This is a genomic window from Levilactobacillus parabrevis (assembly GCF_044051715.1).
GTDB classification, from domain to species: Bacteria; Bacillota; Bacilli; order Lactobacillales; family Lactobacillaceae; genus Levilactobacillus; species Levilactobacillus parabrevis.
The window spans coordinates 1971328-1996390 of the sequence record NZ_CP168688.1 but is presented as its reverse complement, the minus strand read 5'-3'; the positions used below and the strand labels follow the sequence as shown (position 1 = coordinate 1996390).

The following is a 25063-nucleotide window of genomic DNA, read 5'->3' as shown; positions in this document are numbered from 1 at the left end:
GTGAACGGTTGGTGTGGCGGATTATAAAAAACGGTCCCCCAACCGTTGACGATTGGGGGACCGGGTCATTTTTGCCGTGTGATGAGCGTGGTAGGTGAATCAACGCAAGCCAACTAAAGAGGCGAACGGTGGAACCAGGAGATCGACGACGATTGAGATGATGACGACGGCAATCGAAGCCATGGATCCTTGAATTGAGCCCAGTTGAACGGCTTTAGCTGAACCGACCGTGTGTCCGGCGGTTCCCAGCCCTAACCCAGCACCGATGGGATCTTTGTCGATTCGGAAGAATTTGACCAGCCAGTCACCTAGAGCGTAGATGATGACCGAGTTCAAGATGCAGGCGGTCGCAGTGACCGCGCCGACACCACCGATGGCATTGGAAATCGGCATTGCAATGGCCGTTGTCGCTGCTTGTGGCAGCATTGAAGCAATTCCTACCTGGTCGAGACCAATGAGCTTAGCGGCCTCGTAAATCACTAATAACGAGATGCTGAGTCCAATGATTAGCGACAAAATAATTTCGAGCCAATACTTTTTGACAATGTCGTTCCGTCGATAGAGCGGGACGGCAAAGGCACTCGTCGCCGGGTTCAAGAACCAGAAGATGATGTCGCCGCCGGGTTTGTAGGCGGACCGGTAAAAGTTGGCTGTGGTTGTGCCAAAGGTTTTGGCAAGGAGAAAGAGGACGAAGATCCCCAGGACCATCCCCACGAAGAGGGGTTGGAAGAGGAAGAAGCCCTTGCTGATTTTGAAGAGCCATTGGCCGATTAAGTAAACGACGAGTGACAAGAAGATGCCAAAGATGGCGTTACCAGCGGTGGAGCCGTCGGCGTTGGTTCCAAGACCATCGCCGAGCCATTTGCCCCACAACGCTAAATTGGGGTTTTCCGCTAAAATAATCATTTTATAACCTTCTTTATTTAGGCGCTAAAGGGTCGACTCCTGTTCGGCCGCTGTTGTCCGGCGGAACAGGTGCTGACGAAGCCAAATCAGTCCGACGGCGGTGTAGCTGACCAGCACCAACATGACGATGGTGGCGATGAGCACAACCGCGGTAATTTGGAGTCCCTGGGTCTTCAAGATATCGAGGCTCGCGGCGAGTTGGACGCCGGCAGGGACGAAGAGAAAGGCAATCAGGCTGATCATAAAGTCAGCGAATTTTTCAACGTTACGTAATTTTAGAATGTGAGTGGCCAGTAAAATGTAGAGAATAACAATCCCGATTACTGGCGTAGGTACGGGAAGGGAGGCTGGGAACAGAGGCGAAATGAGACTTGCCACAAATAAGATGGCAGCGAAAATGCTCATTTGGCCTAGAATCGGTGTCGGTTGTTCCGCGACAGTCTCTGATGGTGTGGTGTGATTAGTCGAAGCCAAGATAAAATCTCCTTTCAAGCACGAAGCGTGCTACGGCGATTGAGGAGATTTCACAAAGAAAACCTTGGCAGAGGCAGAATGAAACTAGCTGTGAAACCGCTCTCAATCGTTCATAATCATTATATGGGATTTGAGCGGAATGCACAAGGACAATCTGCGTTATGACGCGGTTTGTCCGCTTGCTTGTGCAGTGATATAGGTCTGCAAGTAGCCAGACTAGGTTTCAAAAAGCTTTTCAGGATAACTATTTTTTCACAAGCCATCGGTTTCGGCGGCAAATGATGAAATTTAGTCAAAAAAAGAGTGAGAGATTGGTCTACGCTCTTTCGATTCGCGTTACTTTAAGCCCATAAAGGCGGCAAAAGGTGGCACGACGATATCAACCACAATTGAAATGATGACGACGGCAATTGAAGCCATGGAACCCTGAATGGACCCCAATTGTAAAGCCTTGGCGGAACCTACGGTGTGGCCGGCGGTTCCTAGACCGAGGCCAGCGCCGATGGGATCATTGTTGAGCCGGAAGAACTTAACCAACCAGCCACCCAGTGCGTAGATAATGACGGCGTTGAGGATGCAGGCCATAGCTGTGATGGCCGCATTCCCACCCGTAGCCGCCGCAATTGGCATGGCAATCGCGGTCGTGGCAGCTTGTGGTAACATGGAGGCAATCCCAACGTCGTTCAAGCCCAATAAGCGAGCAGCTCCGTAGATAAAGAACAGGGAAACCACAAGACCAATGATGAGGGACAAGGTAATTTCGAGCCAGAAACGCTTGACGATGTCGTTACGTCGGTACAGCGGAATGGCAAAGGCGATCGTCGCTGGATTCAGAAACCAGAAGATAATGTCGCCGCCTGGTTTGTAGGCCGACTTATAAAAGGTAGCGGTTGTGGTGCCAAAGACCTTGGCCATCAAAAACAGGATAAAGATACCGAGAACCATCCCAACGAAGAGGGGTTGGAATAGGAAGAACCCTTTGCCCACTTTAAAGAGCCATTGACCAATCAGATAGACTAACAGGGACAGAAAGATACCAAAGATTGCATTACCAGCGGGGGCGCCGGCCGCGTTTGTGCCGAGTGCATCACCCAGCCATTTCCCCCAGACCGCCATGTGCGGTGCTGCTGTAAGAATAATCATGGACACTCATCTCTTTTATGCTTTATGCTAAAGATTGAAGGTTGTCGCCTGTGGTTGCCAGAATGTTGGCTAATGTGACGGTTGCCTATCGGTTAGACCAATAAGCTGTTAGCAATCGCATTAAATGGTATTCAGAGTCGGTTTGAGCCAGACAGCATTGCTATATTGAGCTGAAACAGGTTTAGGCATTTTCAATCTTTATGTTTTTGAAGAATGAAACGTGATGGGACTGACAGATTAAGCCGAAATGTTGCGGTCACCGTTTTTTTAACTAGGATTTGACGTCAGCACTGCGATGGAAGACGTGTTTGCGAATCCAAATCATACCAGCTGTGGTGTAAGCGACAACGACCAGCATGACGATCGTTGCAATCAGAACCACGCTGACGATTTGAATCCCTTGCGCCTTGAGAATGTCGAGGCTGGCGGCCAATTGAATTCCAGATGGGACAAAGAGAAAGGCAATCAGACTGATCATGAAATCACCAAACTTTTCAACGTTCCGTAACTTAACGATGTGAGACGCCAGCAGTAGGTAGAGAATAATCAAGCCGATAACCGGCGTCGGTACGGGGAAGGATGGCGGAAACAAGGGTGAAATTAAACTGGAGACGAACAAAACTGCGGCGAAGATTGCCATCTGCACAATAATGGGAGATGGTTTCTCTTCGGTGGTGGTTTCCGTTTGGGGAACTTTATCTTGGCTAGCCATAGAAAAATCTCCTTTCAATGAAACACCAAATCCAACCAACAATTACTAAAATTTCACAAGAAAATTAGGCACTAATTATAAAAATATCAATAAGAGCTTAATTGCTCTTGAACTAACCACATTATATGGGGCCAACTCCGAATACACAAGCTTAATCTCCGCCATTTCGGCGATTAACGAATATTTATATACTTATAATTAGCGGAATCCAGTAGGCATTTGTTTTCATTGGATTTTCGCTGAACTAACTAAGCGATGATTGAAGTGGTTGTGCTTGTGAAAAGTGATGTGGGGACTTGCAAACCTTAACTTTTCTGAACATTCTTCAAATGGCGGTTGTGTTTAATTTGGGAGATTTGTATAATTAGCAAAAGATATGTAGGAAAGAAAGAGGACACTTTATGAGATTTGAGATTATTGTTAGCTTATTTGCTACCATGATTATCTCCGCAGTCCTAACGCCGTTTGTGCGCCGCTTTGCGTTTCAAATTGGTGCGGTGGATAAACCGAATCAACGACGGGTCAACAAGGTGCCAATGCCGACACTTGGTGGCCTAGCAATCTTTATTGCGTTTACCTTTTCAACCATGTTTCTCTTGCGTGATCAAATGCCAACGCAACAGTTGTGGGGCCTGTTCGGTGGTGAATGTATTATCATCGCGGGTGGTATGATTGATGACGTTTTTGAATTGAGACCGCGGCAGAAGGTGATGTTTCAATTAGCTGCTGCGTTGGAAGTTTACTTTGTGGCCGGCGTTCGCATGCGCTATTTGACGCTGCCCTTTATTGGGGTCTGGCACTTTGGCTGGTTGGCATTGCCCATCACGCTGCTGTGGATCGTGGCGATCGTCAACGCCATCAACCTGATTGACGGGCTCGATGGCTTGGCAACAGGGGTGTCGATTATTGCGCTGACGACGACCGGGATTATTGGTCTTTTCTTCCTTAACGTGGCAAACACCTGGGTAGCCATCATGATCTTTGCGCTGGTTGCCGCGATGGTCGGGTTCTTGCCCTATAATTTCTTCCCAGCACGGATTTACTTAGGGGATACCGGGGCCCAGTTCATTGGGTTCATGATTGCCTGCTTCTCGCTGTATGGGTTGAAGAACGTTACGTTTATTTCCGTCATCATCCCCGTGATTATTCTCGGGGTACCCATCACGGACACCGTGTACGCGATGATTCGGCGGATTTTAAACAAACAGCCAATCTCACACGCCGATAAACACCATCTGCATCACCGGTTGATGCAGCTAGGATTGACCCACCGCCAAACGGTGTTGGTCATCTACGGAATTGCACTGATTTTCTCCTTCATTTCACTGCTGTATCCGTTATCGACGATTGTGGGCTCGGTCCTCTTGACGGTAGCCATTCTGATTGGTTTGGAGCTGTTCGTCGAGGCAATTGGGTTGGTAGGCTCGAACCGCCAGCCGCTATTGCACTGGATCAAGCGCATCGTGAAGCAATTGACGTCTAAAAATTCAGATTAAACGAAAGCAGCACGCCGTTAAATTGGCGTGCTGCTTTTTTCACATTTATTAAATGGGATGAAATCAGTTGCCGGCGGCTGCCAGGAGTTCTGCCACAAGCCGCAGGCAAAACTGACGACTGTTTTTTTACAAGGTTAGTCCGTTTCGCGGCTACTGGCGTGGATCTCAACGGGAACTTCGTGGTAGTCAATGTCACCCACAGTCACGGTCAATCTGTTGCTGAGAAGATCCGTAATGGCTTGCTGGGTAGCATCAACTTTGTCTAAATCGACCGCAATCGTGACGGCTACGGCATCCGTGTAGGCGGTGTCTAGCGTGGTGATTTTTTCTTCGGACAGGTAGTGGTTCAATCGGTCGTAGTTGGCATAATCGACCGCTAGGGTCAGGGCACGTTGGCGGACACGTTTGACGACACCGACAGCTTCGATCGCCGTCGATGTGGCGTTACTGTAGGCGCGGATTAAACCACCGGCACCCAGCTTGATACCACCAAAGTAACGGGTGACGACGGCAATCACGTTGTGGAGCTGATTGCGTTGTAGCACTGTTAGAATAGGAACACCGGCCGTTCCCGAGGGCTCACCGTTGTCACTTTCCCGTTGAATCTCATCGTGTTCACCCAAGACGTAGGCCCAGCAATGATGGTTGGCTTTGGGTTCACGTGCACTGACGGTGGCAAGAAACGCCTTGGCTTCGTCTTCAGTCGCCACGCGAGCGATATCGGTGATAAAGCGAGATTTTTTGATTTCTAGGTCGTGTTGGCCAGTTGCTTGAATCGTTAAATAGTCGGTTTCCATAAAAAAACACCTTTCTCAAAAATATTTCGCCGCTTTTTACGGAGTTAGTTCCTGTACCACCAGATGGGAGGAACTTCATGATTAATTTATCAGAATATTTTGGTCGCCGCTTACCAGCTACCACCGGGACGGACCGGTTGGGAACGGGAAAGCTGGCCGTAAAGCGAGTTGGTCAGCGGTATCAGTGCCAACGGTGTCAGCAGTGGCTGGCGAACTCGGATCAGCTGCCGAATGGGGCGTGGTACTGTCGCCAGTGTTTACAGCTGGGGCGAGTAACCTCACAGACTAAATTATACACTATTCCGGAGCCCAATCGTTTCTCGTCACCAGAGTCACCGCTGACTTGGACGGGAAAATTGAGTCCGGATCAGCAACGGGCCGCCGAGAAGATTCGCCAGCACGTCCAGCAGGGCCAAAGTCAATTGTTGTGGGCCGTGACTGGGGCTGGAAAGACTGAGATTGTTTACCCGGCATTGGCATGGGCTGTTGCACGAGGATGGCGAGTCGCCTGGGATTCACCTCGGGTGGACGTCTGTTTGGAGCTCGCTCCACGAATTCAGGCGGCATTTGCGGGAGTCAGCCAGTGTGTATTGTACGGGGAGCAACCGGCTCCGTATCGCTACAGTCAGCTGACCGTCTGTACAACCCACCAGTTGTTGCGGTTCGAACACGCCTTTGACTGGATCATTGTGGATGAGGTCGACGCCTTTCCATTGGCGACGAGTCCGTTACTCCAATTGGCGATTACACGCGCCGAGAAGCCCACGGGCCAGCATCTCTACCTCACGGCCACGCCAGGCGAAAAGCTGCAACGTCAGATTCGCCAACGGACGCTGGTCGCGACTTATTTACCCTTGCGCTACCACGGTTATCTCTTGCCACAACTGCGGGTGAAATTGGCGTGGCGGTGGCGAGAATATTTACGCAAGGGGCGATTACCGCGTCCCCTCATTCAACAACTCCTAACCTATCTACAGAAGGGGCAACGATTTCTGCTGTTCGTCCCCCACGTCCGTGACCTCCCAGAGATCATGGCCGAGTTAGGACGACAAGGCATCCGTGGTGGAGTTAGTGTTCACGCCGCCGACTCAGAACGAACGGGTAAGGTTCAGGCGTTACGCGATCAACGGCTCTCTTTTCTAGTGACGACCACGATTCTGGAGCGGGGGGTGACCTTTCCCAATATTGCGGTGGTGATTCTGGGTGGTGACGATGCCGTCTTTTCAACGGCGGCACTGGTTCAGATTGCCGGACGAGCTGGGCGGAGCGCAGAATTTCCAGGGGGCGAAGTGACCTGCTACGTCCAAACGCAGACCCGGGCCGTTCGGCGTGCGCAGACGATGATTACGCGACTCAATCGACAGGGAAAGCAACGGGGAGGGCGGCGACCATGACTATCTGCGTGTGGTGTGCCCGAAACTTCGAGCCCCCGGTGACCTTGCAGGACTTGTTGCGCTGGCGACCGTTGCCGGTACCAGCTCTCTGCCCCAGTTGCCAGGAGCGATTTACACCGATTACTGGCGCTCACTGTCCAGCGTGTGGTCGGCAGCAGGCGACGACGGTTCGGTGTCATGACTGTGAGCGTTGGGGGGCAGAAACACTGACGAATCGGGCGCTTTTTCAGTACGATGCGGGGATGAAAGCTTACATGCAGCAGTATAAATTCCAAGGAGATTATGCCCTGCGTAAGGCGCTACAGGCCCCACTGTACCAGGCTTTAGCTCAACAAAGTTATGATGTGTTGGTCCCAATTCCAGTGGATCAACGGACGTGGCTGACCCGAGGCTTTAACCAGGTCACAGGGTGGCTGCATGGTCAGCCCTTTCAGCAGGTGTTACGAGTGAAAGCGGATCACAAATCTCAGCCTCAATCGGCTAAGACTCGAGCAGAGCGATTGGTGACGCCACAACCGTTTATGTTGGACGCCGCTGCAGCAAAAATCATTGTGAATCAGCAGGTGTTACTGTTGGATGACGTCTACACGACGGGGAGAACATTGCGACATGCGGCGAGCCAAATTTATTTAGGGGGCGCGAAAACGGTTACTAGCTTGACTTTAGCGCGTTGAGCACCATTAAATTTCGTGAGAATAATTGTTTCTGATAGGGCTTTCTATTATAATAATAGTAAGCAAAGCATATTAGAAGAGTGGTCCTTCTAATGCTGAGCAAGCCAAGTGTTTCTTGGTTGAAGGGAGAGAAGTTTTATGCTCACATTTAATATTCGTGGTGAAAACATCGAAGTTACTGACGCAATACGGGATTACGTTGAAAAGCGTATCAGCAAGTTGGAGAAATATTTCGACAACAAAGTTGAGGCAATTGCGCATGTCAACCTGAAGGTCTACCAAAACAAGACAGCGAAGGTTGAAGTAACAATCCCACTCCCATACTTGACATTACGGGCAGAGGAAACTTCTCCGGACTTATATGCAAGTGTTGATTTGGTTACCGATAAGCTGGAACGGCAAATTCGCAAGTACAAGACCAAAGTTAACCGTAAGTCCCGGGAAAAAGGTTACAAGAACCTTGATTTCGCACCCGAAGCTGCGGAGCCAGAACCAGCTGAAGGTAAGGAGTTAGAGGTTGTTCGGACCAAGCGCGTTTCGTTGAAGCCAATGGATAATGAAGAGGCTGTCCTGCAAATGGACATGTTAGGCCACGATTTCTTTATCTATGAAGATGCTGAAACGAACGGCATTAGCATTGTGTACCGTCGTAATGACGGCCGCTACGGTTTGATCGAAGCCGATGACCAATAACCAATAATGTTAACTAAACTAATGAAGCACCGCCTTGTGCGGTGCTTTTTAGTTTGCACCAAGAACGTTAATGTTCATTCGCCTCACTACCACCCTCACGGCTAACCTTGATAGTCAATGTGCTATTAACGTTAGCTAGGCGACTTTTAAATAACTTTAGATTGATGATTTTCAGTTCGGTCGTTTGCCAAACAATGCGTCTTATATAAAAATAAGTTGATATTGCTGAGCATTCTGGAACGTTGGATACGCTATTTCAAAATGACTGTTATGGCGTTATTGGCAGCGTGTCGAGGATAATAGGCGTTTAGAATTACTGCTTTTGCCAGAATTGTCGAATGATTAAGGGGGCTAACCCATATGCCAATCTGTCATGGGATTGTTAAGCAACTGTTATGCAAAAAGCGATACATTCAGCGGTTAATCTGGTAAAATTAATAAGATTACTCTTAGGGGCCAGACTGGCTGAAACGACGCGATTCCCGCTTGGGAGGAAGTTGGCGCAGGCCTGGGGTCAATAAGGGTGATAGTTTAGTGACTATTTTAGTCAATAATCATGCGAAAGAAAGCGGTTTTACGGCATTTACATGATTAGAAAAGTTTCATATTGGCTGGGTTAGTGTTAAAATGTAGATTGATTTATTGCCAAAATAAACGGTTGAAATCACTGTCTCGTGCGCGGCAAGTTTAACTTGCTGGCAACGAGGATTATTCTTGCAAAAGAATGAGCGATTTTATTAAGATTATCCAGCTGTCCGCCCAGCAACCTGTGGGCAGCAATAACTCCTAGGATTGGGGCTAACTCAGTTCAATTTGGGGGTAATTGTGGTGGCAGCGCTGTTCGGCGTTGGATCCACAAACTACCGGTGTAAACCGGGAGTGGTTGACGCAGACTTATTAAAATGTACTGAAGGGAATTCTCACATGGCAAATATTTTGAAACGATGGGTCGAAAGTGATCGACGGACTTTACGACGCCTCAGTAAATTAGCGGATGAAGTCGGTGCTTACGCTGATGAATACGCAAAGCTTTCAGATGCAGATCTGCAAGCAAAAACGCCAGAATTAAAGCAACGCTATCAAGACGGCGAAACCTTGGACGATTTACTGCCCGAGGCCTTCGCTGCCGTTCGTGAAGGCGCAAAGCGGGTCCTCGGCCTCTATCCATTCCACGTCCAAATTATGGGGGGAATTGTGCTTCATGAAGGTAACATTGCCGAAATGAAGACCGGTGAAGGGAAGACCTTGACCGCAACCATGCCCGTTTACCTGAACGCCTTAGCCGGCGAAGGGGTGCACGTTGTTACGGTTAACGAATACTTATCCGCACGTGATGCCACTGAAATGGGTGAACTTTATAACTGGATGGGCCTTTCCGTGGGGTTAAACTCCGCTGAAAAGTCCCCTGAAGAGAAGCGTGAAGCCTACAAGGCCGATATTACGTATTCGACCAACGGGGAAATCGGGTTCGATTACCTGCGTGATAACATGGTTGTCTACAAGGAAGATATGGTTCAACGGCCCCTGAACTTCGCGATTGTCGATGAAGTTGACTCCATCTTAATTGATGAAGCGCGGACGCCATTGATCATTTCTGGTCAGTCTGAAGGAACGAGTGCCCTTTACAAACGGGTTGACCGTTTCGCCAAGACGTTACACGAAAAAGAAGACTTTAAGATCGACCTTGAATCCAAGACGGTGGCTTTGACCGACGTTGGGATTGAAAAGGCTGAAAAGTACTTTAACCTGAAGAACTTATACGACACCGATAACACGGCGTTGACCCACCATATGGACCAAGCCTTACGGGCAAACTTCATCATGCTGCGGGACAAAGACTACGTGGTTCAAGACGGCGAAGTTCTGATCGTTGATTCCTTTACTGGGCGGGTTATGGAAGGTCGTCGGTACTCCGACGGGCTGCACCAAGCCATTGAAGCCAAGGAAGGCGTCGAGATTCAAGAAGAAACGAAGACGATGGCCAACATCACGTACCAAAACTTATTCCGGATGTACAAGAAGCTTGCCGGGATGACGGGTACTGCGAAGACCGAAGTTGAAGAATTCCGGGAAATCTACAACATGGACGTTATCTCCGTGCCAACCAACAAGCCGGTTGTCCGGGTCGATGAACCTGACCTGTTGTACCCAACCTTGGAATCCAAGTTTGATGCCGTGGTTAATGAAATCAAGATGTTACACGAAAAGGGTCAACCAATGTTGATTGGTACCGTTGCCGTTGAAACGTCCGAATATATTTCACAACGGTTGGATGATGAAAACATTCCGCACGTGGTCTTGAACGCTAAGAACCATGCGAAGGAAGCCGACATCATTCAAAACGCCGGTCAACGTGGTGCTGTTACCATTGCGACCAACATGGCTGGGCGGGGGACCGATATTAAATTGGGACCCGGCGTGGTTGAAATTGGTGGTTTAGCCGTTATCGGGACTGAACGACACGAGTCTCGGCGGATTGATAACCAGCTTCGTGGGCGTTCCGGTCGTCAAGGTGACCCTGGTATGACCCAGTTCTACCTGTCCTTGGAAGATGATTTGATGCGTCGGTTCGGTTCCGAACGGGTCAAGAACTTCCTCGAACGGATGAACGTTGACGGTGAAGATGCCGTTATCCGTAGCCGGATGATTACGAAGCAAGTTGAATCCGCCCAAAAGCGGGTTGAAGGGAACAACTACGATTCCCGGAAGAACGTGCTGCAATACGATGATGTTATGCGGCAACAGCGTGATGTCATCTATGGCGAACGTAACCAAGTCATTAACCAAGACAAGTCCCTCAAGTGGGTCTTGATGCCAATGATCCAACGGACCGTTGACCGGGTGGTTAACTTACACACCCAGGGCGACCAATCCGATTGGGATTTGGATACGTTACTCGACTTCGGGATCTCTGCAATGGTTTCACCAGAAAAGATCAGCCTGGATGCATTGAAGGGCAAGTCGGCTGATGAGATTAAGGCCTACTTCATGGGCTTAGCCGAAGATGTCTACAACGAAAAGCAAAAGCAACTCTACGATCCAGCTCAAATGTTGGAATTCGAAAAGGTTGTGCTCTTACGTTGTGTGGACTCTCACTGGACGGACCACATCGACACCATGGACCAATTGCGTCAATCAATCGGTCTGCGGGGCTATGGTCAATTGAACCCATTAGTTGAATATCAACAAGAAGGATTCCGGATGTTTGGTGAAATGATCTCTGACATCGATTACGATGCCACCCGATTATTCATGAAGTCAGAAATTCGACAAAATATTACCCGTTAGTACGGGAGACGAGGCGGGAAGAGATTCCGGCCTCGTTTTTTAGAAAAAGAGTGTGCTCATGAGCGGAACTGACTGCCCATGAGCACACGTTTCGGCAATGTAGCCAATAAGCATGTAAATGTGGCCCATCAAAACGCAACACACAAAAAACGAAAAATTACAAAATCAATAAAAAAAGGAGCCAACCACTATGGAACTCAGCGATGCCAAACGTAACATTGCGACCATGAAGGAACAACTTGCCGGCTTTAGGGGGTCACTTTGACTTTGATGCCCTGAACGAGAGCATCAGTATCAATGAAAGCCAGATGGCCCAACCCGATTTTTGGAACGATGCGCAGTCGGCCCAAAAACTGATTGATGAAACCAATGAAATGAAGAAAAAGGTTGAAGAATTCCAGAGCCTCAACGATCAGATTGATAACCTGGAAGTTGCCGTGGAATTGTTGCAAGAAGAACCCGATGCAGATATGCAGGCGGAGTTCGAACAGAATTTCAAGGCTGCTCAGGATGCCTTACATCAGTACAGCCTGAATCAGTTATTGAACCAGAAGTATGACCGGAACAATGCAATTCTGGAAATTCATCCGGGCGCTGGGGGCACTGAATCCCAAGACTGGGGTGAAATGCTCATGCGGATGTATACGCGCTGGGCAGATCAGCATGCCTTTACAGTCACGGTGCTGGATTACCAGCCAGGTGAAGTTGCTGGTTTGAGTAGTGCAACACTGTTGATTGCCGGGCACAACGCCTACGGTTATCTAAGATCCGAAAAAGGGGTGCACCGTCTCGTGCGGATCTCACCATTTGATTCGGCGGGTCGGCGTCACACGTCCTTTGCTTCCGTGGATGTCTTACCCGAGCTGGACGATACCGTGGACGTGGACATCAATCCGGCTGACTTGAAAGTCGACGTTTATCGGGCGTCCGGTGCCGGTGGGCAACACGTTAACAAGACGTCATCGGCCGTGCGGATTACCCATATTCCAACCGGAATCGTGACCCAGAGTCAAGCACAACGGTCACAGCTCCAAAACCGGCAGACGGCGATGGGGATGTTGCGAGCTAAGTTGTATGAACGTGAAGAGGAAAAGAAGGCTCAGGAAAAAGCCGCCATCGAAGGTGAACAGATGGATATTGGCTGGGGGTCGCAGATTCGCTCCTACGTCTTCCATCCGTACACGATGGTTAAGGATCACCGGACGGATTACGAAACCGGGAATGGGCAAGCCGTTATGGATGGGGATCTCGATCCCTTCATTGACGCCTACTTGCAATGGCAACTCAGTCAGAAGAATCCAGACTAAACCTAGCGTTAACAGGAGTCTGGGACAAAACCTCAACCATCTTATAGGGTTGAAACGTGCACCAAAAGGCAGCCGGTTTCGCTCTCAGTCACCAGCGGTAGTAGTCATTTTGTAAAATCATTAGGCGGGTAACACGAATGTCGTGCGGCCCGCTTTTCTTTCATGCTATACTGGGGACAGTTATTTTTTCAAGAAAGGTGTCGATGACATGCGGATGTTTATAGCGTGTGGCAGTTACCTCCTGCAGCTCATGGTGTGGGTCGCGGTACTGCGGTTGTGGGTGACGAGTCGCTCACGGATCAAACGCGAACGGCGGAGCTTTGGGAGCGCCGTCTATAGTGATCATTTTGAATTACGTCACTTTCTGACGCAGGGAGTTGTTTTGGGCCTGGGTCTTTCAGTGGTAAATTTGGCGGTGGGATTTAGCCTACCACTACTGTGGATCGTGATTTATGAAATCTTGGCAACCCTCACGTTGGTGATCTTACCAACAACGATGTTGCCCTTAACGTTGATTGTGGTGAGTTCGCTTGCCACTTACTTTGGGGGAGCTTACATAACCGACTGGCCGAGTTTGGCGCCGACCGGATTGATCTGGGGAAATGGCGCAGCAAGCCAAGTTCCAGCACAGAATTACTTGTGGTTAGCGGCGTTTTTCTTTCTTTTTCTCGGGCACTGGTTGTCCCATTACGGTGGCCGTTTTACAGCACCACGAATTTATGCCAAGCAACGGGGAAAGCGTATCGCCGGATATCCGTGGCGTGAGTTCTTAGTCTTACCCATGGTGACGCTGGTTCCGGGAGACTGGTTCGCTAGTCACTGGGCCTTTTGGCCACTTCTGACCATTCATGGTCATTCCTTCGCTATTTTAGTGGTGCCGCTATTAGTTGGGTTGCGGTTTACAGTCTTCCGGCAGATTCCCCGCGTGGTTTATCAAAAGCTTGCTAAATGGATGATCTGGTTAGCAGTCATTGCCATGGGCTTCTTTGGCTGGACGACCGCGCGACCACAGGACTTTTCAGTCTTACTGATCCTGTTGCTGGTTGGTTACGCTATCGTCCTATGGCGGGCAAAACGTTATGACGAGCACCAACAATTCTGGTATTCTCAAGTTGACGATGGGGTGCGGGTCCTCGCAATTCGCCCCCAGACGCCGGCAGTAAAACTCGATCTGGTTGCTGGTGATATTATTCTTGAATGTAATCACCAACCAATTGACAGCGAAACATCCTTTTATGAAGCGTTACTGATTAATCCAACTTACTGTCACCTGAAAGTTCGGAACATGGCGGGTGAGTTAAAAGTGACGGAGACGGCAATTTATGCTGGTGCGCCACACGAAATCGGTATCGTTCTATTCAGAGATCAGGAGGCATAACCCATGAGCAGAGTCCTAGTCGTCGATGACGAGCCGGCAATCGTGACGTTGCTGCAGTACAACCTGGAACAAGCAGATTATCAGGTGGTTACGGCAATTGACGGTGAGCAGGCGTTGAATTTGGCATTACACGAAAAGTTTGATGTCATTCTGTTAGATTTAATGCTACCGAAGTTAGATGGTGTTGAAGTGACCAAACGGTTGCGGCAGGAGAAAATCAGCACGCCCATCATCATGATTACGGCTAAGACCAGTGAGTTCGACACCGTGTTTGGACTCGAACTGGGGGCCGATGATTACATCACCAAGCCCTTCAGTCCGCGTGAGGTGATTGCCCGGATGAAGGCGGTCATGCGCCGGTACCACGAGGATGAGCCAGAAGAAAAGCCCGTTAAGTCAGTTGCGAGTCGTTTGCAAGTGGCTGATCTGACGATTGATCAGGACAAGTTCCAGGTCAAACGGGGGGACCAGTCGATCGACCTAACGCCCAAGGAATTCGAACTCTTACTCTTCTTTGCCAAACGGCCGGGGAAGGTTTGGAGTCGTGAGCAATTACTGGAAGGTGTCTGGGGCTTCGATTACAGTGGACAAACGCGGATGGTTGATATTCACGTGTCCCATTTACGCGAAAAAATTGAAATTGATCCGAAACATCCGGTGCTGTTAAAAACAGTGCGGGGCTTCGGCTACACCTTTGAGGCACAGTCATGAGGCGGCTACTCGCCGTGCTGGTGATCTTCGGGAGCCTAAATAGTCTGCTCGTTTGGTGTGTGCGGCCCTCGCAATTGGGGATTGCTCTCCTGATAGCGTGGTCGTTGGCATTGATCGAGATGGCCGGCGTTAGTTACCTCTTGCGTTGGGGCAATCAGCGGATCAGCATTCTCACCAAAAAGGTTGAGGGGATTCGGCACGAAGAGACGCCAGCCCACGTGTTGCTGTCGCCGCATGACCCCTTCTACCAGTTAGCGTTGCAAATTAATTATTTACAGACGCACCAGCGCAAGGTTCAGCGTAAGATTGCCGGTCAGAATCAGGAATTCGCGACGCTGCTGGATTACCTGCCAATCGGGGTCATGGTGATCGACCGTTATCGTAAGGTTGAGTTAGCCAATCCGGCAATGGAGCAGTTTCTACAACAACAGATTTCGCCACGTCGGCATCCATTTACACAGGATGTTCGCCAGTTTGAGTTAGCTAGCTTGATCAACTCGGCATTGAGCGAGTCGGCGACCCAGCATCGTGTATTAAAGTTACCGGGGACGCCGAACGAGCGGACTGTCGATGCTCAGGCCATCTATACCGAGACCTCCCAGGATTACTTTCAGGTGTTGGTCTTGCTGTACGATGTGACCGAAGTCTACGCGGTCGAGCAGATGCAGGTGGACTTCGTGTCCAATGCTTCGCATGAACTGAAGACGCCAGTGACGGCGATCTCTGGTTTTGCCAAGACCCTCTTGGCGGGGGCTAAGGACGACCCCGAGAAGTTAACGGAGTTCCTAGAAATTATCGACCAGCAGAGTGAGCGACTGGTTGAATTGATTAACGACGTGCTGACGATTTCACATTTGGAATCGGGGAACGCTGTGGAGGCCGCCGAAGTGCCGGTGGGGCAACAGGTTGAGATGCAAGTCTCCCTACTGAAGCCACTGGCTGCCGTCAACCAAGTGACCCTGGTCAATCAGGTGCCAGCGGATTTAGTTGCCGTGACGGATCAGCACAAGTTCGATCAGATCTTGAAGAACGTGCTGGGAAACGCCATCAAATATAACCGATCCGGGGGAAGCGTGACGCTCACTGCAGCGGTGACGACCAAGACTTGGTCGCTAAGCATCGCGGATACTGGCGTGGGTATTTCACCACAGGATCAGTTGCGAGTCTTTGAGCGGTTCTATCGGGCTGAGGTGTCTCACTCCAATCAACGGGTCAGTGGGAGTGGGTTAGGTTTGGCCATTGTGCGTGAACTGGTGGACTCGTTGAATGGTAAGATTGACTTGCAGAGTCAGCTGGATGAGGGGACCACGGTCACGATGACTTTTCCAGTGAATGCGCCGAGTTAAATGAGAATAATTGAAAATTATGTGTAAATGAAGTGGTGGTGCTCGTCAGCGGTGATGGGGCCGCCATTTTTAGTTGGTTCGCTAGTGAAGACGGGGACGATGAGGGCCTGTTTTCATAAAATTTACCCAGTATTTGGATTATGTGTAACGCCCTAATTTGGCTAATCATTGGCCTAACCAAGTCTTTGCTCAGAGAAACCAATGCTGTTATAATAGGAAAATAAGCGCGACTAATCAGGCTGACCATGGTATACTGTCTATAGATATAATGGCGAAAAGTTTAAGGGGTGAGCCAAATGAATAAGACAATGAAGCGACTTACCATTTCAGGACTGACATTACTCTTACTAGGGGGGATTTTGAGTCCTAGTATTGCACTGGCGGACACGACGGCGGTTGGGACACAACCGATTGCCAGAGTGGCTGCCGCTGAAAAAACGTACCAGATTGGTACAGTGGAGATGCCTTACACGCTAATCAGTGGTAAAGACGGGACACAAAAAGTTTATTGGTACCCTGAGTGGGGGACTAGCGTGACCCGGGCTCAAGCGGAGCAGCCGGGATTTATTCAAGCGATGATCGCCAAGTATCCTAATGACGACAAGGCGGCAGAATTTGCCAACAGCATTCCGGAACTGGCGAGCTCTCAGATTTCGTTACTACCCGGGGAAAGCCTTTATGATTATGTGATTAGAGAGGCTGGCGGTGAAGAGGCCACCGGGATGACCGCGGCGGACTATATCAAGTCGAATGCGGTCGCCGCATATTATTTTGCCTGGGACTTTAGCACCGGGGCCAAGGTTTTCTTGAACCAAACGACGCAGGCAGAAGTTCAGGCGGACTATGAGGCTAATCTCAAACCTAAACTAGCCGAGACTCCTGAAGGTGCAGGCATCATGAAGCAGGTTGAACAGACACTGGCCACGAGTCCTGAGAATTTCTATCAAATTATGATTGGAAATTGCAAGATGTATCTTAGGACGTATCATTTAGGTGATTTAGATCAGGCCACTGCAAAACTGGCTGCTACGGTTGATCCGGATGCCACCGAACGGCAGTTGACGGCCTTATCGACTAAGCCGCTGACGGATTACCTACAGCTACAGGCTGATGGGACGTACAAATACGATGGGATACTTTCAACTGAATTCAAGTCCTTCAGCTCTTGGTATGAGGACGTTGTGACGCCTGAGCCCGGACCTGACCCGCTGCCGGTGACGAGTCAACCAGTGACGGTTCATTACGTGGCCGAAGATGGTACCCAGGTCGCACCGAGTCAGACACTGACGGGAAGCTTGGGCAGTGCCTACCAGGCAGAAGCGGCTAAAGTTAAAGGTTACACGTTGACCAAGACGCCAGCGAACGCAACCGGGGAATTTACCAGTACGGCACAGACCGTGACCTACGTCTACCGCGCTGATCTGCAAACCGGTGGGGATGGCGACACGGCGGTACCAGAGGGCACGGTGATTTACGCCACCAAGAAGATCGGTCTTTACCGGCAAGCTACCTTTACGAAGCAGGCCCGTAAGCAGTGGTATCAACGTAAATCACGCTTGAACCGGCCAATGTTTGTGGTAACCGGGTATGCGGAATCCAAGAATGGCGTGGCACGTTATAAGGTCAAAGATGTCAATCATCACAGCAGGACAGCCGGTAAGACTGGTTACGTGACGACCAACAGCAAGTACACGACACCCGTTTATTATGGGTCAAAGCACAAGCAGATCACGGTTATCAATCCGCGAGGGATCAATGCATATAGTAAGAAGAATTTGACGGGCAAGGTGGCACACTACCGTCAGGGACAGGTTCTCACCGTTAAGAGAGTCGTGGAACACAACCTGACCACGCGGTTCGTGCTCAACAACGGTCGTTACGTGACGGCCAACAAGGCATTAGTCCAAGCGGGAAAGAAGACGATGCCTAAGCGGGTTCAAGCTAAACAAGCATTGAATCGCTACAACACCGTTAACTTGACAGCGCGCAACCACCACTACGCCAAGAACACACAGGCCGTTTTCAAAGTTCGGGGCTGGGACTACTCCAACGCCAACAACTTTAGTAAGGGTGACACGTTACGCTACCAGGTGGCTGGCGGTTATATCAGTGGGAATCCACGGTTAGTGAAGACGATTAAATAGAGTGACCGTGCTGTTGGATATAATTGGCGAGAATTTGAAAGATGAGAATGGTTGGCAAGGCATAGATTGAGATAATTAGCCGCAATGGGATGACTGCCATTGTGGCTTTTTGGTTTAGATCCTTTCTTGGTGGTGGCGTTTTGGAGGATGACGTCATTCACTGTAGTTAGAGTTAATCTAAGTCGGAGGAGGTCGGAGGTGTAGCCGGTCGTGACCAACTAGAAAGTCCAGTTAGTAGTTAGCCACGCCAGTAATCAGGGGCAGACACCCATTCGCCTAAAAAAAGTTGCGTGAATGGGCTATATTTACATAACCTTTACAATACGTCTACATGACATTTACATTCGTTCGGTATACTTATTTTCGAAAGGGTCGGGTGGCAACATTCGGCCGATAGGAGGTTAGCGGTATGTCGAAGAAACGCTGGTGGCAAGGACTGGGCTTATTGGTTATCGTAGGTCTGGGCTTCTTTGCTTACCAAACGCGCGAGGTCAGTCACGCGGGTGAATCTATTACGGCGGTGGGGTCTACGGCCTTGCAACCCTTAGTAGAAGCAGCCGGTGAAGAATATACGAGTGATCATCTCGGAACGTTCATCAACGTTCAAGGTGGAGGAACCGGAACGGGGCTGAGTCAGATTCAAGAAGGTGCCGTTCAAATTGGGAACTCCGACCTCTTCGCGGGCGAACAGAAGAGTATCCGGGCGGACGAGTTAGTCGACCACCGGGTAGCTGTTGTCGGCATTACGCCGATTGTGAATAAGAAAATTGGCATCAATAACCTGACGACTGCCCAATTGATTCAGGTCTTCACGGGTAAGGTCACCAACTGGAAACAGGTTGGTGGTGCCGATGTTCCCGTTGTATTGATCAACCGCGCTCAGGGGAGTGGCACCCGGGCGACCTTTGAGCAGTTTGGCCTCGCAGGTCATCAATCGAAGACCTCGCAAGAGCAAGATTCATCCGGGATGGTGCGCCAAATCGTGGCGACCACACCGGGAGCCATTAGTTACGTGGCTTTTTCCTATGTCAATAACACTGTACAAGACATTGCGCTGAACAAAGTGGCGCCCACGGAAGCCAACGTCAAGACCAACGCTTGGAAAATCTGGTCTTACGAACATCTCTATACCAAGGGTCAGCCGACAGGTTTAACGAAGGACTTCATTCGTTACGTGCAGTCACCGGCCATTCAGAAGACGTTGGTTCGGCAGTTAGGCTACCTGTCGCCGGATCAGATGAAGGTCGAACGTGACGTTAACGGCCAAATTAAGCAGTTAGGAGGCGCCAAATGATGAAGTCTACCCAGCAACTGGAGCAACAGCTCAAACGCCACTCCAAGGCAGCTAAACTAGAAATCTGGGGTAAGGTCGTCAGTTTTTCGGCGCTGATCCTGATCGTCGCGGTCGTGGTCGGAATTATTGGGTTTGTGGCCTCCAAGGGGCTTGCCACCTTCTTTACCAATCACGTTAGTCTCTGGGACTTCCTATCGGGGAAGAGCTGGAACCCGGGTGTTACGGATGCCAATGGCAAGCCGGAAGTTGGGGCGTTACCGATGATCATGGGGTCATTCCTGGTTACGGTGCTTTCAGCAATCGTCGCAACACCGTTTGCTATTGGGACGGCGGTCTTCATGAATGAAATTTCCCCGAATAAGGGGGCCAAGATTCTCCAACCGGTCACCGAACTTCTGGTAGGAATTCCGTCCGTAGTTTACGGGTTCATTGGGCTTTCCGTTGTTGTTCCAGTAACGCGGGCCATCTTTGGTGCGAGCGGGTTTGGGATTCTCTCGGGAACCTGTGTCCTGTTCGTCATGATTTTACCAACGGTGACCTCAATGAGTGTCGATGCGCTTCGTGCGGTTCCACGGTATTACCGGGAAGCCTCGCTGGCTTTAGGGGCGACGCAGTGGCAGACCATCTATAAGGTGGTCCTTCGGGCGGCAACACCCGGCCTGATGACAGCCGTGGTCTTCGGTATGGCACGGGCCTTCGGTGAAGCATTGGCCGTTCAGATGGTCATTGGGAACGCCGCGCTGATGCCGGGGAGCTTAGTTGACCCGTCATCCACGTTAACCTCCGTGTTGACCACGGGGATTGGAAATACCGTCATGGGCTCCTTGCAGAACAATGCCTTGTGGTCATTAGCATTGGTACTGTTGCTCATGTCGTTAGTCTTTAACCTGATCGTTCGCTTGATCGGTCGAAAGGGGCGTCTCCAATAGTGATGAATCCAAAAACGCAAAATAAAGTGGCAATTGGGACGTTATACGGCGTTGCCGGGTTAGTTGTCTTGATTTTGTTGGCCCTCCTCGGCTATATTCTGGTCAGTGGTTTGCCACAGTTGAGTTGGCACTTCTTGACGGCTCCCGCGAAAGCCTTTCTCAAGGGCGGTGGGGTCGGCGTTCAATTGTACAATTCCTTCTATCTTTTAATTCTGGCCATGCTCATTTCCTTTCCAATTGCATTGGGCGCGGCCATTTATCTCTACGAGTATGCCAAGGATAACTGGGTTACAACCACGATTCGAACGGCAATTGAAATTTTGAGTTCGCTACCCTCCGTGGTGGTGGGGCTCTTCGGCTTCCTGTTCTTCGTAGTCAAGTTGCGACTGGGGTTCTCGATTCTGTCCGGGGCCTTTGCTTTGACCTTCTTCAATCTCCCTTTGCTGACGCGAAGTATCGAGGATTCCTTACGGACCATCGACACGACGCAACGCGAAGGGGGGCTGGCACTGGGGCTGTCGCGGTGGGAAACGGTCACTCGGGTCATCCTGCCCGCAGCGGTGCCAAGCATCCTGACCGGGGTTATCCTGAGTGCTGGCCGAGTTTTCGGTGAGGCTGCCGCCTTGATCTACACGGCCGGTCAGAGTGCACCGGCGTTGGACTTTACCGACTGGAATCCGTTCAACATTTCCAGCCCGCTGAATCCGATGCGACCAGCCGAAACGTTGGCGGTTCATATTTGGAAGATCAACTCCGAGGGGATTATGCCGGATGCTAAGGCAATTTCGTCCGGTTCCTCGGCAGTGTTGGTCCTCGCCATCTTATTATTCAACTTCGCGGCCCGTTACCTGGGTAAGCGGCTATACAAACGATTAACGTCAGCGTAAAGGAGGGTCAGCCATGTTTCTAAGTAATGATGTTCAGGGCAACACAGAAATGTTGGAACGGCACATTGTACAACCAGCAGACGCAGACCATCCGACCATCTTATCTACGGAGGACCTGCACGTTTACTACGGTAAAAAGGAGGCCATCTCCGAGGGTGACTTGCGGTTCGCCAGCAATCAGATTACGGCGCTGATAGGGCCGTCTGGTTCTGGTAAGTCGACGTTCTTGCGTTCCTTAAACCGGATGAACGACCGGATTGCCACGGTGACGGGGCGCATCATGTACCGGGGCGTCGACATTAATCAGCCCAGCATCGACGTGTATGAGATGCGGCGGCGCGTGGGGATGGTCTTCCAACGACCGAATCCGTTTGCCAAGTCCATCTACGATAACATTGCCTTTGCGCTACGGCTGCGGGGGACGACCGATAAGCACGAGCTTGATGAAATTGTTGAGACGTCTTTGAAGCAGGCGGCTCTCTGGAATCAGGTCAAGGATGACCTGAATAAGAGTGCGCTGGCGTTATCAGGGGGGCAGGCCCAACGACTCTGCATTGCCCGAGCCATCGCTGTCAAACCAGACATTCTCTTGTTGGATGAACCAGCGAGCGCATTGGACCCCGTGTCAACCAGTCAGTTAGAAGATACGTTGTTAGAACTCAAGCAGAATTACAGCATCATTATTGTCACGCACAACATGCAACAGGCTGGACGGATCAGTGAATATACGGCATTTTTCAATCAGGGGCGGGTATTGGAATACGATACCACGAGCCATATTTTTACTAATCCACAGGTTCAGATCACAAGCGATTACGTTTCGGGGAACTTCGGTTAAGAGGAGGAAAATTGAAAATGAGTAAGGAAATTTTAACGACCCAAGATCTACATTTGTACTACGGGGACAAGGAAGCTTTGAAGGGCATCAACTTGAACTTTGATGCTAAAGGAATTACGGCATTGATCGGGCCATCCGGGTGTGGGAAGTCCACCTATTTACGGACACTCAACCGGATGAATGACCTGATTCCCAACGTCACGATTACTGGGACCATTAAGTTTAAGGGCCAGGATCTCTATGCACCGAGTGCCGACACCGTGCAGATTCGTAAGGAAATTGGCATGGTGTTCCAACAACCTAATCCGTTTCCGTTCTCCATTTACGACAATGTTATCTACGGGCTGCGAATCGCCGGTGAGAAAGATAAGGAAAAGTTAGATGCGGTCGTTGAAAAATCCTTACGGCAGGCTGCCGTGTGGGATGAAGTCAAGGATCACCTTCACGAAAGTGCGTTAGCCTTGTCCGGTGGGCAACAACAGCGGGTCTGCATTGCGCGGGTCCTCGCCGTTTCACCAGAAATTATCCTCTTGGACGAACCGACCAGCGCCCTGGATCCCGTTTCCAGTAGCCAAATTGAAACAACCCTCTTGAATTTACGCCACGATTATACGATTATTACAGTAACCCATAATCTCCAACAAGCCTCTCGGATTGCAGATCGAACCGCTTTCTTCATGAACGGTGAGTTGGTGGAAGTGGACCAAACCAAAAATATTTTCATGAATCCCGCTGAAAAGCAAACGGAAGATTATATCAGCGGCCGATTCGGTTAAGGAGGCAAGTTATGCGCAGATTGTTTGATGATGAGTTAGCGGAACTAGACGCTGACTTTACGGAAATGGGCATGTTGGTCAGTGAGGTCGTGCAACAAGCGGTCGACGCCTTTATGAACCGCGATGCTGTTGCGGCACAAAAGCTGATCGATCATGACCACGAAATCAACCAACGCGAAATTTCGCTGGAGCAGAAGACCTTTGAAATGATTGCGTTGTATCAACCAGTGACGACCGACCTGCGGGAAATTGTCACGATCTTGAAGGCTGTTTCGGAATTGGAACGGGCAGCGGACCACGCAAGAAACGTGGCCCACTCCGCCATTAAATTCGGAAGCAAGCAGAAGATTCCCGTACTCGAGCAATTGATTGGTGAAATGAGTCAGATTACCACGCAAATGATTCGCGATGTACTGACCGCGTACGTCAACAAGGATGAGCATGCCGCACGCGAGTTGGCAGAAGTCGACCGCAAGCTGGACCAGCTGAACCACCAGATTCGAGCGGACAGCTATCAGCAAATGCGGTTGGACCCAGCATTCGAGACTGGCGCTTCAATTTACCTCAACGTGGCGCAGGACCTGAGCCGAATCGGTGATTACGTGACGAACGTGTGTGAGTGGATCGTCTACCTGAAGTCCGGCCAGATCATCGAACTCAATCCCGCCAATTCAGACAGTCCCAACTAGCAATCTGATTGGCCACATGGCTGATGTCTGGGGCCTCCGGGATGGCTAAAATGGGCCGTGACGCTGTGGGGGGACGCTTGAAGCCAAAGAGCGGTCTTCAAGCTTGGATTTAAGCCGCTAAGAGTCGCGTCTTAAATCCACCAATTGACTAGTTGGCAAGCTTGCCAACTAGTCAATTCCCACGGCTGAGCCCATTTTAGCCATCCCTGCGGCTGACATAGGCGTTATCTATCAGTGTAGTTTGAACATTCCCAATTGTTTCCGTGACTACAACTGAAAATTGAAAGTTGATATAGGCGTCTCCGTCAGCCGGAAATTCCACCTGCCGATGGGACAATCATCGTGTGTACCATACAATAGAACCATGTTTATCAGCAGTCAATTTGGACTGCTGTTTTGGTATCATAGGTTTAATCAATGTAGTGGGACGGAACTAAGGTGACGGTGCGAATGGTGCGGAGGCCAAACGGATGTGAGCCGTGAGGGTAGTGGCAATCAACCCAGCCGTGGGAGTTCTCTTAGTGGTGAACTTTGCCACTTAGAGAACTGGTGTCTTTGAAACTCGGTTTTCAGAGGTTCAAAGCAAGTTCAGAGACCGCTCTTTGGCTCTGGACGTCCACCCACAGCGTTCCGGTTGATTGCCACTGCCCGGTAAGGCGTTGACAACATCTGTATCGACTCCACAGCAGTCGGAATTCTGGCAACCGCAGGCGATAACAGACACCCAAAGCTTAACCTAAGATGAAGATTTAGACGAACGGTCACTGGAAACTTGCTTTCAGTGGCCGCTTTCGTTATTCTTGCCATAAAAGGAAATCTAATGACTTTAAAAAAGGAGTGGCCGTCAATGGCAGCAAAAAAAGGATTTACACGTTCACGGACTAATCGCCTATTGGGCGGTGTATTGGGAGGAATCGCCGAACATTTTGGCTGGAATGCGAATCTCTTACGGTTGATCTATGTTTTGGTTACCATCGCTATCCCATTTGTTCACGGAATCTTGGGCCTGGCAATTTACGTGATCTTATACACGTTTATGCCGCTAGAAGAACGCGCAGAGGGTGAGGGCCCGAACTTTCGGGACCTCTTCCGTGGAGCGAGTCCAGCACCCAAAGATAATGGGCGTAAGGTGATTCACGATGTCACGGAACAGGACGTTAAGGACTCACACAAGGACGGTGAGTAAT

General features: G+C 50.1%; 22 protein-coding genes. 17 read left to right on the top strand and 5 right to left on the bottom strand.

Going from position 1 to position 25063, the window contains the following annotated elements:
• Window positions 1–99: 99 nt before the first annotated feature.
• The 4 genes from lrgB to ACEPSU_RS09435 all read right to left on the bottom strand — a co-directional run bounded on the left by lrgB (window position 100) and on the right by ACEPSU_RS09435 (window position 3235).
• Window positions 100–906: an antiholin-like protein LrgB gene (lrgB, locus tag ACEPSU_RS09450; RefSeq protein WP_395361516.1), complete on the bottom strand. Its 807-nt coding sequence runs from the start codon at window positions 904–906 to the stop codon at window positions 100–102.
• A 24-nt stretch (window positions 907–930) separates the two neighbouring features.
• Entirely contained in the window at window positions 931–1380 is a 450-nt protein-coding gene (locus ACEPSU_RS09445) for a CidA/LrgA family protein (RefSeq protein ID WP_395321275.1), read from the bottom strand.
• Window positions 1381–1716: 336 nt separating this feature from the next.
• Window positions 1717–2523, bottom strand: coding sequence for an LrgB family protein (locus ACEPSU_RS09440; RefSeq protein WP_020088184.1), 807 nt, complete (start codon window positions 2521–2523; stop codon window positions 1717–1719).
• A gap of 271 nt (window positions 2524–2794) precedes the next feature.
• Entirely contained in the window at window positions 2795–3235 is a 441-nt protein-coding gene (locus ACEPSU_RS09435; RefSeq protein ID WP_020088185.1) for a CidA/LrgA family protein, read from the bottom strand.
• Between the two features lie 401 nt (window positions 3236–3636).
• On the opposite strand from ACEPSU_RS09435, the gene ACEPSU_RS09430 reads away from it, so the two are divergent.
• Complete coding sequence (locus ACEPSU_RS09430; RefSeq protein WP_260340176.1) at window positions 3637–4731, top strand: glycosyltransferase family 4 protein; 1095 nt, start codon at window positions 3637–3639, stop codon at window positions 4729–4731.
• A 134-nt stretch (window positions 4732–4865) separates the two neighbouring features.
• Here ACEPSU_RS09430 and ACEPSU_RS09425 read toward each other — a convergent pair whose 3' ends face one another.
• Entirely contained in the window at window positions 4866–5528 is a 663-nt protein-coding gene (locus ACEPSU_RS09425; RefSeq protein ID WP_395321272.1) for a YigZ family protein, read from the bottom strand.
• Between the two features lie 77 nt (window positions 5529–5605).
• On the opposite strand from ACEPSU_RS09425, the gene ACEPSU_RS09420 reads away from it, so the two are divergent.
• The 16 genes from ACEPSU_RS09420 to ACEPSU_RS09345 all read left to right on the top strand — a co-directional run bounded on the left by ACEPSU_RS09420 (window position 5606) and on the right by ACEPSU_RS09345 (window position 25062).
• Window positions 5606–6922, top strand: a complete 1317-nt coding sequence (locus tag ACEPSU_RS09420; RefSeq protein ID WP_395321270.1) for a DEAD/DEAH box helicase — start codon at window positions 5606–5608, stop codon at window positions 6920–6922.
• Complete coding sequence (locus ACEPSU_RS09415) at window positions 6919–7596, top strand: ComF family protein (RefSeq protein ID WP_395321268.1); 678 nt, start codon at window positions 6919–6921, stop codon at window positions 7594–7596. Before ACEPSU_RS09420 ends, ACEPSU_RS09415 begins: the two co-directional genes overlap by 4 nt.
• A 138-nt stretch (window positions 7597–7734) precedes the next feature.
• Window positions 7735–8289 carry a ribosome hibernation-promoting factor, HPF/YfiA family gene (gene hpf, locus ACEPSU_RS09410; protein WP_020088190.1) on the top strand — a complete coding sequence of 185 codons (555 nt, stop codon included), beginning with the start codon at window positions 7735–7737 and terminating at the stop codon, window positions 8287–8289.
• A gap of 924 nt (window positions 8290–9213) precedes the next feature.
• Window positions 9214–11577 carry a preprotein translocase subunit SecA gene (secA, locus tag ACEPSU_RS09405; protein WP_020088191.1) on the top strand — a complete coding sequence of 788 codons (2364 nt, stop codon included), beginning with the start codon at window positions 9214–9216 and terminating at the stop codon, window positions 11575–11577.
• Window positions 11578–11767: 190 nt separating this feature from the next.
• A protein-coding gene (gene prfB, locus ACEPSU_RS09400; protein ID WP_395321265.1) for a peptide chain release factor 2 occupies window positions 11768–12884 on the top strand; the annotation gives its coding sequence in 2 pieces (ribosomal slippage) (window positions 11768–11839 and window positions 11841–12884; 1116 coding nt in all).
• Window positions 12885–13092: 208 nt separating this feature from the next.
• Window positions 13093–14262 carry a PDZ domain-containing protein gene (locus tag ACEPSU_RS09395; RefSeq protein ID WP_395321263.1) on the top strand — a complete coding sequence of 390 codons (1170 nt, stop codon included), beginning with the start codon at window positions 13093–13095 and terminating at the stop codon, window positions 14260–14262.
• Between the two features lie 3 nt (window positions 14263–14265).
• Window positions 14266–14973, top strand: coding sequence for a response regulator transcription factor (locus ACEPSU_RS09390; protein ID WP_020088194.1), 708 nt, complete (start codon window positions 14266–14268; stop codon window positions 14971–14973).
• Window positions 14970–16319 carry a sensor histidine kinase gene (locus ACEPSU_RS09385; RefSeq protein WP_395321260.1) on the top strand — a complete coding sequence of 450 codons (1350 nt, stop codon included), beginning with the start codon at window positions 14970–14972 and terminating at the stop codon, window positions 16317–16319. The genes ACEPSU_RS09390 and ACEPSU_RS09385 overlap by 4 nt, the downstream gene beginning before the upstream one ends.
• Window positions 16320–16615: 296 nt before the next feature.
• A complete protein-coding gene (locus ACEPSU_RS09380) occupies window positions 16616–18463 on the top strand; it encodes a DUF5776 domain-containing protein (protein WP_395321258.1) in 1848 nt (615 codons plus the stop codon).
• A gap of 409 nt (window positions 18464–18872) precedes the next feature.
• Entirely contained in the window at window positions 18873–19757 is an 885-nt protein-coding gene (locus tag ACEPSU_RS09375; protein ID WP_395321256.1) for a phosphate ABC transporter substrate-binding protein, read from the top strand.
• Window positions 19757–20686 (top strand): phosphate ABC transporter permease subunit PstC, encoded by a 930-nt coding sequence (gene pstC / locus ACEPSU_RS09370; protein ID WP_395323174.1) that lies wholly within the window; start codon window positions 19757–19759, stop codon window positions 20684–20686. Before ACEPSU_RS09375 ends, pstC begins: the two co-directional genes overlap by 1 nt.
• A 2-nt stretch (window positions 20687–20688) precedes the next feature.
• Window positions 20689–21573, top strand: coding sequence for a phosphate ABC transporter permease PstA (gene pstA / locus ACEPSU_RS09365; protein WP_027825863.1), 885 nt, complete (start codon window positions 20689–20691; stop codon window positions 21571–21573).
• 49 nt (window positions 21574–21622) lie between these two features.
• On the top strand, window positions 21623–22411 hold the full coding sequence (gene pstB / locus ACEPSU_RS09360) for a phosphate ABC transporter ATP-binding protein PstB (RefSeq protein WP_235804776.1): 789 nt from the start codon (window positions 21623–21625) through the stop codon (window positions 22409–22411).
• Between the two features lie 17 nt (window positions 22412–22428).
• Window positions 22429–23187, top strand: a complete 759-nt coding sequence (gene pstB / locus ACEPSU_RS09355; protein ID WP_260339923.1) for a phosphate ABC transporter ATP-binding protein PstB — start codon at window positions 22429–22431, stop codon at window positions 23185–23187.
• A gap of 11 nt (window positions 23188–23198) precedes the next feature.
• Entirely contained in the window at window positions 23199–23876 is a 678-nt protein-coding gene (gene phoU, locus ACEPSU_RS09350; RefSeq protein ID WP_020088202.1) for a phosphate signaling complex protein PhoU, read from the top strand.
• A gap of 847 nt (window positions 23877–24723) precedes the next feature.
• Window positions 24724–25062: a PspC domain-containing protein gene (locus ACEPSU_RS09345; RefSeq protein ID WP_020088203.1), complete on the top strand. Its 339-nt coding sequence runs from the start codon at window positions 24724–24726 to the stop codon at window positions 25060–25062.
• Window position 25063 lies beyond the last annotated feature (1 nt).

Coding starts and splice junctions, on each gene's coding strand:
- lrgB (WP_395361516.1), bottom strand. CDS start 906: ATGATTATTTTAGCGGAAAACCCCAATTTAGCGTTGTGGGGCAAATGG.
- ACEPSU_RS09440 (WP_020088184.1), bottom strand. CDS start 2,523: ATGATTATTCTTACAGCAGCACCGCACATGGCGGTCTGGGGGAAATGG.
- ACEPSU_RS09435 (WP_020088185.1), bottom strand. CDS start 3,235: ATGGCTAGCCAAGATAAAGTTCCCCAAACGGAAACCACCACCGAAGAG.
- ACEPSU_RS09430 (WP_260340176.1), top strand. CDS start 3,637: ATGAGATTTGAGATTATTGTTAGCTTATTTGCTACCATGATTATCTCC.
- ACEPSU_RS09425 (WP_395321272.1), bottom strand. CDS start 5,528: ATGGAAACCGACTATTTAACGATTCAAGCAACTGGCCAACACGACCTA.
- ACEPSU_RS09420 (WP_395321270.1), top strand. CDS start 5,606: ATGATTAATTTATCAGAATATTTTGGTCGCCGCTTACCAGCTACCACC.
- ACEPSU_RS09415 (WP_395321268.1), top strand. CDS start 6,919: ATGACTATCTGCGTGTGGTGTGCCCGAAACTTCGAGCCCCCGGTGACC.
- hpf (WP_020088190.1), top strand. CDS start 7,735: ATGCTCACATTTAATATTCGTGGTGAAAACATCGAAGTTACTGACGCA.
- secA (WP_020088191.1), top strand. CDS start 9,214: ATGGCAAATATTTTGAAACGATGGGTCGAAAGTGATCGACGGACTTTA.
- ACEPSU_RS09395 (WP_395321263.1), top strand. CDS start 13,093: ATGCGGATGTTTATAGCGTGTGGCAGTTACCTCCTGCAGCTCATGGTG.
- ACEPSU_RS09390 (WP_020088194.1), top strand. CDS start 14,266: ATGAGCAGAGTCCTAGTCGTCGATGACGAGCCGGCAATCGTGACGTTG.
- ACEPSU_RS09385 (WP_395321260.1), top strand. CDS start 14,970: ATGAGGCGGCTACTCGCCGTGCTGGTGATCTTCGGGAGCCTAAATAGT.
- ACEPSU_RS09380 (WP_395321258.1), top strand. CDS start 16,616: ATGAATAAGACAATGAAGCGACTTACCATTTCAGGACTGACATTACTC.
- ACEPSU_RS09375 (WP_395321256.1), top strand. CDS start 18,873: ATGTCGAAGAAACGCTGGTGGCAAGGACTGGGCTTATTGGTTATCGTA.
- pstC (WP_395323174.1), top strand. CDS start 19,757: ATGAAGTCTACCCAGCAACTGGAGCAACAGCTCAAACGCCACTCCAAG.
- pstA (WP_027825863.1), top strand. CDS start 20,689: ATGAATCCAAAAACGCAAAATAAAGTGGCAATTGGGACGTTATACGGC.
- pstB (WP_235804776.1), top strand. CDS start 21,623: ATGTTGGAACGGCACATTGTACAACCAGCAGACGCAGACCATCCGACC.
- pstB (WP_260339923.1), top strand. CDS start 22,429: ATGAGTAAGGAAATTTTAACGACCCAAGATCTACATTTGTACTACGGG.
- phoU (WP_020088202.1), top strand. CDS start 23,199: ATGCGCAGATTGTTTGATGATGAGTTAGCGGAACTAGACGCTGACTTT.
- ACEPSU_RS09345 (WP_020088203.1), top strand. CDS start 24,724: ATGGCAGCAAAAAAAGGATTTACACGTTCACGGACTAATCGCCTATTG.